Annotated in this window: 8 protein-coding genes; 4 read left to right on the plus strand and 4 right to left on the minus strand. The window is 55.2% G+C overall.

Annotated features, from left to right (window positions below; translation table 11 throughout):
• Positions 1-138: 138 nt before the first annotated feature.
• The 4 genes from VLV32_12540 to VLV32_12555 all read right to left on the minus strand — a co-directional run bounded on the left by VLV32_12540 (position 139) and on the right by VLV32_12555 (position 5939).
• Entirely contained in the window at positions 139-396 is a 258-nt protein-coding gene (locus VLV32_12540) for a hypothetical protein (GenBank protein HUL42710.1), read from the minus strand.
• Positions 397-571: 175 nt separating this feature from the next.
• Positions 572-3019 carry a tetratricopeptide repeat protein gene (locus VLV32_12545; protein HUL42711.1) on the minus strand — a complete coding sequence of 816 codons (2448 nt, stop codon included), beginning with the start codon at positions 3017-3019 and terminating at the stop codon, positions 572-574.
• A 73-nt stretch (positions 3020-3092) separates the two neighbouring features.
• The gene (locus tag VLV32_12550) at positions 3093-4088 is read right to left on the minus strand and encodes an HAD family hydrolase (GenBank protein ID HUL42712.1); all 996 of its coding nucleotides are present in this window, start codon (positions 4086-4088) and stop codon (positions 3093-3095) included.
• A 129-nt stretch (positions 4089-4217) separates the two neighbouring features.
• A complete protein-coding gene (locus VLV32_12555; GenBank protein ID HUL42713.1) occupies positions 4218-5939 on the minus strand; it encodes an arylsulfatase in 1722 nt (573 codons plus the stop codon).
• A 440-nt stretch (positions 5940-6379) separates the two neighbouring features.
• On the opposite strand from VLV32_12555, the gene VLV32_12560 reads away from it, so the two are divergent.
• The 4 genes from VLV32_12560 to VLV32_12575 form a co-directional block, all read left to right on the plus strand.
• A complete protein-coding gene (locus VLV32_12560; protein ID HUL42714.1) occupies positions 6380-6970 on the plus strand; it encodes a YSC84-related protein in 591 nt (196 codons plus the stop codon).
• Between the two features lie 85 nt (positions 6971-7055).
• The gene (locus tag VLV32_12565) at positions 7056-7646 is read left to right on the plus strand and encodes a hypothetical protein (GenBank protein HUL42715.1); all 591 of its coding nucleotides are present in this window, start codon (positions 7056-7058) and stop codon (positions 7644-7646) included.
• A 151-nt stretch (positions 7647-7797) separates the two neighbouring features.
• Positions 7798-9132, plus strand: a complete 1335-nt coding sequence (locus tag VLV32_12570) for a carbohydrate porin (protein HUL42716.1) — start codon at positions 7798-7800, stop codon at positions 9130-9132.
• Positions 9133-9227: 95 nt separating this feature from the next.
• Positions 9228-9526 (plus strand): hypothetical protein (locus VLV32_12575; GenBank protein HUL42717.1); only part of this gene is annotated, 299 nt, incomplete at its 3' end.

Raw genomic sequence — 9526 nt, forward strand, 5'->3', positions numbered from 1 at the left:
CGTCCAGGGCATCGGGTTCCGATTCTCTCCGCATTTTTAGCTGGTAAACATCTTCCGCGGAGATGTTGCGTTCGCGCAGCCGGTCAAACAGATGGTCGCGGAGCGCGGGAGGCAGCCCGGTCCACTGAATCTTGGGCATTACTCACCGAAGGTCATTCGGGCCAACTCGTCCTTGAGACGCTTTTGTTCCGCCGTGTCGCGGGAACGCGCCAAGCGGTCGGCCAGCTCGAAGAAACGTTTCCGTTCCCATTCTCGGGCTTCAATACCCGACTCGATGAGCTCAACAATGATTCGGTTGGTACTCGTGCTGCCGGCTTTCGCCAGCGATTTCACCCGGCGGGCGATGCGTGCGGGGAGGCTTACGCTCTGGCGGATGAGTTTTTCGGCCATCGACATGGCATCGGGATACAGCGTCTTGCACCAGAATGCACCAGTTCACCGCTTCCGGCACCGAGCGTGTGACCGTCATTCCAGCGTTTATTTAGTTAGGGAGACAGACGTTGAGATTTAAACGACGCCAAGTTCCGCGGGGTTTTCCGACACCCGGATTAGACAACTCAGTGACTTCTAATTAATTTACTTTCTCTAACTCAGTCACCAGACGCTTTACTTCAGGATCATCGGGCAAAGCTTCGGCGGCTTTTTTGGCATAAATGAGCGCGGCCTTGGTATCACCTGCCTCGCGGTTAATGGAGACCAGCGCGCTCAGGACATCGAGATCGTAAGGATGACGTGCATCCGTCGCTTTTAATAAGGTCAGCGCCTCGGTTTGCTTGCCCGCCGAATTGAGTCCAATTGCATAAACATAGGCGTAACGCGCGGAATCAGGCGCTAGCTTCATCGCGGTGGCAAGTTCTTTGAGCCCCGTCTTCTTATCGCCTTTGCGCACCAGCAGCAGTCCCAGCGCATAGTGCAAATCTGCCGCGCGCGGCAGCACCGACAATCCCTGTCGCAGCACCTGTTCGCCGGCGTCATCGCGCGATTGCTGGCGGTATGCATCGGCGAGGTTGACATAGGCTGCGATCAAATGCGAATCGAGCGAGAGCGCCCGTTCATACGCTGCTATCGCTTTATCGATATGACCTTGACGCTGATACAAATTGCCGAGGTTGACGTTGATTATCGGCCAGTCGCTGTTGAGCTCGAGTGAGTCGAGGTACTCTTTCGTTGCATTTTCACGTGCAGTGCGCTGATCAACAGGAAATTGGTCGTCAGGTATATCCGCGAGAACGCGCGCGGCTTCAACGCGCACACCAAGTATCGGATCCGACAAACTTGCCGCGCACGTACGCACGCGGACCGCGGCATCGAATTGCTCGAGCAATCCCAAAGCGGCGATTCGTACTTCGGGATTGGAGTCTTGCAACAACCGTTCTGCCGCCGGCTGGAACTCCGGACGCATTTGCGATTGCGCGAGAGTCGCGGCAGCCGCTCGCACGATTGCGGGGCTGTCCGCTTTGCCAGCGAGATCGATGAGCGCGGGCAAGGATTTCGCACCCTCCCTATCTGCTGCGTTGAGTGTGGTTCCGTATTGCGGCCGATTGCGCCAATCTGCGCCATACCACTTGTCCATTGCCGCGGCCGCCCATTCCGCTTTGCGGTCGGCATGACAGGCAGTACACGCATTTGGCGTGCCGAGCGAAGAAGACAGATCGGGACGCGGCACGCGGATGCTATGGTCGCGTCGCGCGTCAATCAACATATAACTTTTTGCGGGCATGTGGCACTCGACGCACAGCGCGCCCTTCGTACTCGCCTGGTGAAAATGGTGTTTCTCAGTGTCGAAAACCTCGGCATTGTGGCAACGCGTGCACAGCGCATTACCTTGTGCGCGCAGTTTTTCGGAATGAGGATCATGGCAGTCCGTGCAGGTGACGCCATGCTGGAACATTTTGCTCTGCAGGAATGAGCCCCAGATGTAATCCTCTTCGCGCTGCTGTCCGTCGGGGTAATAAAGCGGAGGAGCAATCATTGCCAGGCGGTGTGTATCTTCCAGCGGCGCGCCCGCTTGCCCGTCTTCGGCAATCGTTGATCGGCGCGCATGGCAGGCGGCGCATATATTCATGACAGCCGCATTCGCGGATTTGTCGCGCTGCGCGTACTTTGCCTTCGCATCCGGAAACTTCCAGGCTTCTTGCCATCGGCTGTGCAAAGACACGGTTAGGCCTTCGCCATACTCCGGCGAAGGAGGCGTCTTTGCTTTATTCTCCCATTCGACATGAAGCGAGCCCGGGCCGTGGCACGCTTCGCACGAGACATTGATGTCGCTGAACGTCGTGTTGTATGTTTTTGATGTAGCGTCATATCCCTTGTGCAAATTGGTTGTGTGGCACTCGGCGCATTGCATGTTCCAGTTTTGATAAAGCCCGGTCCAGTGCAGCGGGTCCTTGTAGTCGATCTTCTCGTGCGGGTAAAGATGGAACCAGCGCTGGCCGCCTTCGCTTTTCGGCCGCGAATCCCAGGCGATGCTGAGAGCCTGGTAGCGGCCGCCGGGAAATCCGATGAGATATTGTTGCAACGGCCAAACGCCGAAGGTGTACTTCACCTCGTAGTCAGTACGTTTGCCGTCGGGCCCATCGGTGTGCACCATGAACTTGCCGTCGCGCTTGAAAAAAGTGGATTCGACGCCGTAATACCTGAACTTTGCGTTGTTGAAATCACCGAGTACCGTGGATTCATTCGCTGCCTGCATTGCGAGTTGATGGTGCGAACCGCTCCATGTATTGTACTCAGCTTGGTGGCATTGTATGCACGCTTTTGCGTCCACAAACTTTGCTTGAGCCGGCGCAATCTTGGTCTCGGATTCGGTTGCAGTAGGCTTGGATAATGGTGGCTGTTCGTGCGGCGCAAGCACGAAGTAGGCGATGCTTGCGATCACCACCGCAGCTGAGCACGCGACAGGGAAGAGACGCGCTCGCCGTTTTCCGCCAGGTAGCGTGGCCGATGATGCGGTTTCCAGAGGCAGGGCCGATGTGCGCTTGACGTCGTTGGATTGCTTGCGCTTTTTTTTACGGCTCATTTGTTACTTTTGCGTTTCGCCTCTTGCGCTTCACCGCGTTCTCGCTCGATCGTTTTTTTGTAGGCGAGCTATATCAAGGGCTCTCGAACGGGAACACATGTTTCCAGTCATTCTTCATGCTGATTATAATCCAGCCCTGTTTCTTCGCCTCGTCGTAGAGCGCTTGCGTGAATGTGCCGACTTTTGTGTTCGGTAATCCTTGCGCCGGGCCATATGCATACTCGCGCTTCGCATCGTCATGCATCACCAGCATTGCGAGTCGCGTGCCGTCGCCGGCCCTCGTGTACTCCAGCATCTGCTTGTCGCCGATCGAGTTGCCGAACGCCGCGTAAGGCCGCCGCCCAATCATGAGGTGAATGCCTTCGGGCTTGCCCGCGTTATTGTCGTTAATTAACAGCTTGGGCTCCTTGGTGAGGAACGGCTTCCCGTTCTTGTCGTAGCCGAACTTTGTCCCGCCTGCGGTGCCGACCACTTGCTCGGGCGGGATGCCGTACACCTGTTCTGAGTATACGCGCACGAAATCCTGCCCGCCGCCGGTCACGATGTATGTTTTGTAGCCGTTGGCACGCAGATACTCCATTACTTCGAGCATCGGCTGATAGACCAGCTCGGTATAGGGCCGCTTCCAGCGCGGATGCTTGGCAGTCTCGAGCCACGCCTTCACTTCGGTCCGGTACTCCTCGACCGACATGCCGGTGAGCGTGGCGGCGAGGATTTTGAAGAGGTCCCGCATCGTTAGCTTCGCCATCGCTTCGAGGTTGCCCGACATCACGGTCTTAAACGGCTCGACGTTCCTCAACTCAGGCTTCTTCCTCACCACCGCCGGAACGCGCTCGAGGCAGTACATAACTTGGGAGTACATCGGGTGCTCGACCCAAAGCGTGCCGTCCTGATCGAAGGTGGCGATGCGCGCCTCCTGCGGCACGAACTTTGGACTCGATTGATCCGTGGTGGCCTGCACGAACTCGATGATCGCTTGCTTTGCCGCACCGTCATTCCAGGAGGGCAGCGGGTCGGTCTGTGCGAAGGTCTGCGCGCTTGCGGCCAGCGCCACGAGCGCAATAGCCAAGGTGCTTATCACTCTAGAGAATCGATTTAAGCATTTCATTGTCGAATTCTTTATTTCACACAGATTGCAAAAAAAATGGGCGGCCCTTTCGGGCCGTCCACCTTATCACATTACTCTCGTTTCATTCAGCTATTCACCCGCGTGACTCGCGGCATGGGACGCTTTCATTTCCGCAATGATACTGTCCAGGTTGTAGGCCTCCGGCGCCTGCAGCGGCGGGAACTTCTTGTACGTCTCGAGCTCCTTCAGCCACAGTAACTGGCCGAGGGGCAGGATGTTCCAGTCGTAAACATAAGCCGTGCTTGGGGAGGCAAGCGCACCGCCGACCGATGTCGCGGATTTCAGGTCATCCAACCCGCCAGCGATCTCGAATGGATCGCGCTTGATGTTGTCAACCATGGTCCACTGATAAGTCACGGCGCCCTTCATCGCGCCGAGCGGCTCGGTCGGAACCATTGTGTAGTACATCTTCCAGTTCTTGTAGCGCACCGCCGACGGTTTCGGGCCGGTATAGTAAAAAAAGATTTCGCGCGCCGACTTGTCGCTCTTGCCCGTTAGGTAGTCGATCTGATCGACACCGTCGAGCGTCGTCTTGACAATGCCCGGGTACCTGCCCGCCTCGATCTCCTTCTTCAGCCCGTCTCCTTTGGGGCCGCCCGCGATATCAACAAGAGTCGGTAACCAGTCCAAGGATGCGAACATCTGGTTCAATACTGTGCCCGGCTTGATGTGCCCCGGCCAACGCACGACCATGGGAGCCCGCATCCCGCCCTCCCAGGTCGTTAACTTTCCACCCTTGAAAGGCGTAACGCCGCCGTCCGGGTAGGTGATTACTTCGGCACCGTTGTCGGTGGTGAATGCAACAATAGTGTTGTCGAGCTCGCCCATGTCCTCGAGCTTCTTCAGGACATAGCCGATGTTGTCGTCCATCTGCTTCATCCCCGCTTCATTTACACCCCAGTCCTTGCCACCTTTGGTGCCGACCATGTCGAGGTACTTCTGCGGCAGCACGGTCGTGATGTGCATGCGCGCTGGGTTGTACCAGACGAAGAACGGCTTTCCGGTCTTCTTGGGATCGTTACGATCGAGGAAGTCAATGACGTGGGAGGAGATTTCCTCATCCACCGTCTTCGAGCGCTCGAGCGTCAGCGGACCTTCGTCCCTGCAGTTCTGATTCTTCTGGGTGCCGTCACTTGACGTGCACCAGAGTACCGGGCGCGGCGGCGTCAGGCAGTTCGTCGTCCTCGGATCCACGGAGCCAGGAACTTCCGGCACGCCGGGGATGGGCTCGTTCTTGCATGGCGGAGCAATGATCTGCTCGGTCGGGGACTTGTTGATGTCGGGAAAGCTCACCCCCTGCATCGCGTCCAGGTGGTACAGATAGCCCCAGAATTCCTGGAAGCCGTGAGCCGTCGGCAGTGCCGCGGGGTGGTCGCCCAGGTGGTTCTTGCCGAACTCGCCGGTCGCATAGCCGAGATCATGCAGGAACACTGCAAGTGCCGGGGTGCCGGGTCGCAGGTAAGACGGACTGCCCGGGAGTTGCGGTGGGATCATGCCCGTGCGCAGTGGATGCATGCCGGTAAAGAAGGCGTTGCGCCCTGCGGTGCAGCTCTGCTCGGCGTAATAGTCTGTGAACAGCGCACCCTCGCGACCGATGCGGTCGATGTTGGGAGTCTCCCCGACCATCAGGCCGCGGTGGTAGATGCTCGGCTGCATCCAGCCGATGTCGTCACCCATGATAAACAGAATGTTGGGTTTTTTGTCCGCCGCGTACACCGGAGCAATCGTGCATGTGAGCGCAACGGCTGCAATCAGAAGCGAAAATCCACGGTAATGGAGTTTGTATTTCATTATTTTTCCTCTCAAGGAGTTTGTTGCGGTTTCGATCGTATTCGACTTCAAGCGTCAAAAGCCAATTTGCTGTGTATTTTCGTCGTGAGCCTCCTTTGTCTGGTTTACTGTCGCTGCCGAGCTGCTCGCGGACGCACATTATTGACAAGTTGACAAAAAGCTGACAAAGAGCATGGAGAAGACCCTAAAATAATTGTGGATGTTTTTCACACGGCGTTGAAGGACCCCTGCTTTTTTTATATTGCATACAACGTTGCTGATATTGCCACAGGGCGCTTAAAAGTCAACCTCGCTATTGCACTGACGGTAACAAATCTGTCATGTGGGAATTTGATCATTCAGAAATGAGATCTCTTTTTGCAGGCAAAAGCGAAATGCGTTAGGATTTTACGCGCGCACGGCCGGTGCATGGTCACAATTCCAGTAATCAGGAGAGAACAATGAGGAACGAAGTAACGCGTCAATCAACCCTTTCCGCAATAGTCGCATTGTGCCTAGCACTACAGGGTTGCGAAACGGCTCCGCTGTCACAGCCAGAGAAGCTCGCGCAGCAAGACGACGTGCGGTATATGGCAAACAAGACCCTTGAACAATTTTATGCTGAGAATTCCGGCACCCGCGATGCCGTGAAATTTGCGGCAGGCTACGCGGTATTCAGCGACACGGGCTTTAAGTTTCTGATCGGGGGCGGGGCCAACGGCAAAGGCATCGCTATTAACAACTCCACCAAGCAGGCAACGTTTATGAAAATGATTGAGCTTCAGCCCGGCTTGGGTTTTGGAGTTTCCAAGTTTCGAGTGCTTTTCGTCTTCCAATGGCCGCAAGCATATGACGATTTCGTGACTTCGGGCTGGGAATTTGGTGCCAATGCAATGGCGGCCGCCAAAACTGCGCCTGAAAGCGGCGGCGCCTACGCCGGCGCTGTGTCGGTTTCACCGGGTGTATTTATGTACCAGCTTACTGAGAAAGGCGTCATCGTCGGGGTCAGCCTAACAGGTGCAAAATTCTATAAAGACAGCCAGCTAAACTAACGATGCGACATTCCCCGCTGGAGCAGCAAACCCTAGAGCGCGCATCACACCCCGTGTCGAGCATTTATAAACTAAGGATAGCAACGTGAACAGAAGCACAATTAGTGTATTAAACGTATCAACAATACTTTTGCTGTGCCTCGGCCTGCAGGCTTGCGAGACGGCTCCCATGACATCGTCTCAGAGAGAGGAAAAGCAAGCTGAAGTGCGCAGCATGGCAAACCAAAGCCTCGAGCAACTCTATAAAGCGCATCCGGAGGCCCAGAGTGCAGTGGAAAATGCGGCAGGCTACGCAGTGTTCAGCGACATTGGCTTTAAGCTACTTTACGGGGGCGGGGAAAAGGGTAGCGGCATCGCAATAAACAACTCCGCAAAGAACGAGACGTTTATGAAGATGTTTGAGCTTCAGCCCGGCTTGGGTTTGGGAGCTTCCAAGTTTAGACTCATCTTGGTCTTCGATTCGCCGGATGCGTTCAATAACTTCGTGACTTCTGGGTGGGAGGCTGGAGCCAATGTAATGGCGGCTGCCAAGGACAAGGAGACCAACGAAGGCGCCTATGCAGGCTCCGTAACAGTGTCATCGGGCGTGCATATGTATCAGCTCACAGAAGAAGGCCTCATCGTCGGAATCAGCATCACCGGCGGCAAGTTCTACAAGGACAAAGAACTTAACTGATCCTGCTTTAGTGACTGAGAAGACGAGTCCGTCAAATCTTAACGGTACCCGGAAGCTGGCAGCAGTGAAGCGGGTCAAGTGAGGATACACGGGCCCATGAATCTGGAATAAATTTCCTGGCGGGAGGAATTTCATGATTAACGGGAGCGCAATGAACAAGCACTCGACAATCATTGCAGTAATTCTGACATCGCTTGGAATGTCTCTCATCAGCGCGCGTGCTGTGGCGGACGATACATCGCCCACGTACTCGGGTGATTTATTGAACCGCTCGACGTTGACCGGTGACTGGGGCGGAGCTCGCAACGATCTTGCTGCGAAAGGCGTTACTATCGATTTCGGCCTGACCCAGATTGAGCAAAGCGTTGTCGGCGGGGGCAAGAGTAGCACTTGGGAGTACGGCGGACGCGGGGACCTTACACTAAATGCTGATACCCAGAAACTCGGATGGTGGCCGGGGGGATTTGCAAATTTAGAAGTCGAGAGTAATTTCTCCCGGTCTGTCAACCGCAATACCGGGGCGCTCATGGCGGTGGATAGCAGCCAGATTTATCCAGTAACAAACGATGGTAACAACGTTAACGTGTCAGCATTAAATTTTGCCCAGTTCCTTTCGCATAACTTTGGCTTGATTGTAGGCAAGCTCGCCACCGTTACTACCACGTCGGGCGATATGAATGAGTTTGCCCACGGCAAAGGCGAATACCAGTTCATGAATTTGGCATTTAACTTTAATCCGCTATTAGCTGTAACAGTTCCGTACTCGACGCTCGGCGCCGGGGCGATTATTTTGCCGACCGCTGACCCGAAGCAGGCGATCGTAACTTTATCTGTTCTTCAAACCAATGGAAGTGCGGAGACCAGCGGATTTAATGATTTGGACGCCAACAAATTGACTTTTGCAGGCGAGGGGAGGGTAAGGACAGATTTCTTCGGTCATACTGGACATCAGCTTGCCGGCGCGACCTATTCGAATAAAACTTTCACTTCGATTGATCAAAGTTTCCGCGTTTTTATCGAGGGCCCTACTGCGATTCAACAAAAGGACAGATCCTGGAACATCTATTACAATTTTGATCAGTACCTCTATGAGCCCAACAAAGGCTCCGGTCAAGGTGTCGGCATCTTTGGACGGCTTGGAATGTCAGATGGCAATCCTAATCCTATGCATTATTTCTATAGCCTTGGGTTTGGCGGCAAAGGCATCATTCCAGGCCGGCCCATTGATCGCTTCGGATTAGGGTATTACTACATAACTGTCCGTCAACCTTCGTTCACAAGCCCGTTAGCGACGGTGTCTTTTTTGCGAAATGAATATGGATTCGAGGCCTTCTACGATGTTGCGCTGACGCCATGGATGCAGCTTACGCCAGACATTCAGGTCATCAGACCGGCTCAGAGAGACACGGTCACCCCTATTTCCCCCGGTCGGCAAGGCGTAAATACAGCGAGTGTCTTTGGTGTCCGGCTCCAGATGCAATTCTGATTATCTCCAATAGCTCGCATAGGATGACCCAGCGAGCGGCTAGAACATTCGAATGATGGGCCATATGATGCGACGTTTTCATATAGGAGTCCAAAATGGAATCTGAAACACACATTCGGAATTATTCAGCCGTTAAGCATTTGTCGGCAGCGGGACTCGCCGTATTGAGCCTCATGTTGGTCGCCCCGGCTTTCGCGGCCGACAGCCTTGTCAAAGGTCGAGTGCTCGGAGGCGGCGCGCCCATCGCCAATTCGACGGTGACGCTCTGGGCCGCGAGTTCGGGCGCGCCCAAGGAGCTCGCCCAGGCGCGCACCGGCGCTGACGGTCGCTTCACGATAACCGCGCCCGACGCTGTCGCCCCGGCCACGAGCCTGTATCTGGTCGCCCAGCGCGG

The organism is Burkholderiales bacterium, from assembly GCA_035518095.1.
Taxonomy (GTDB): domain Bacteria; phylum Pseudomonadota; class Gammaproteobacteria; order Burkholderiales; family JAHFRG01; genus JAHFRG01.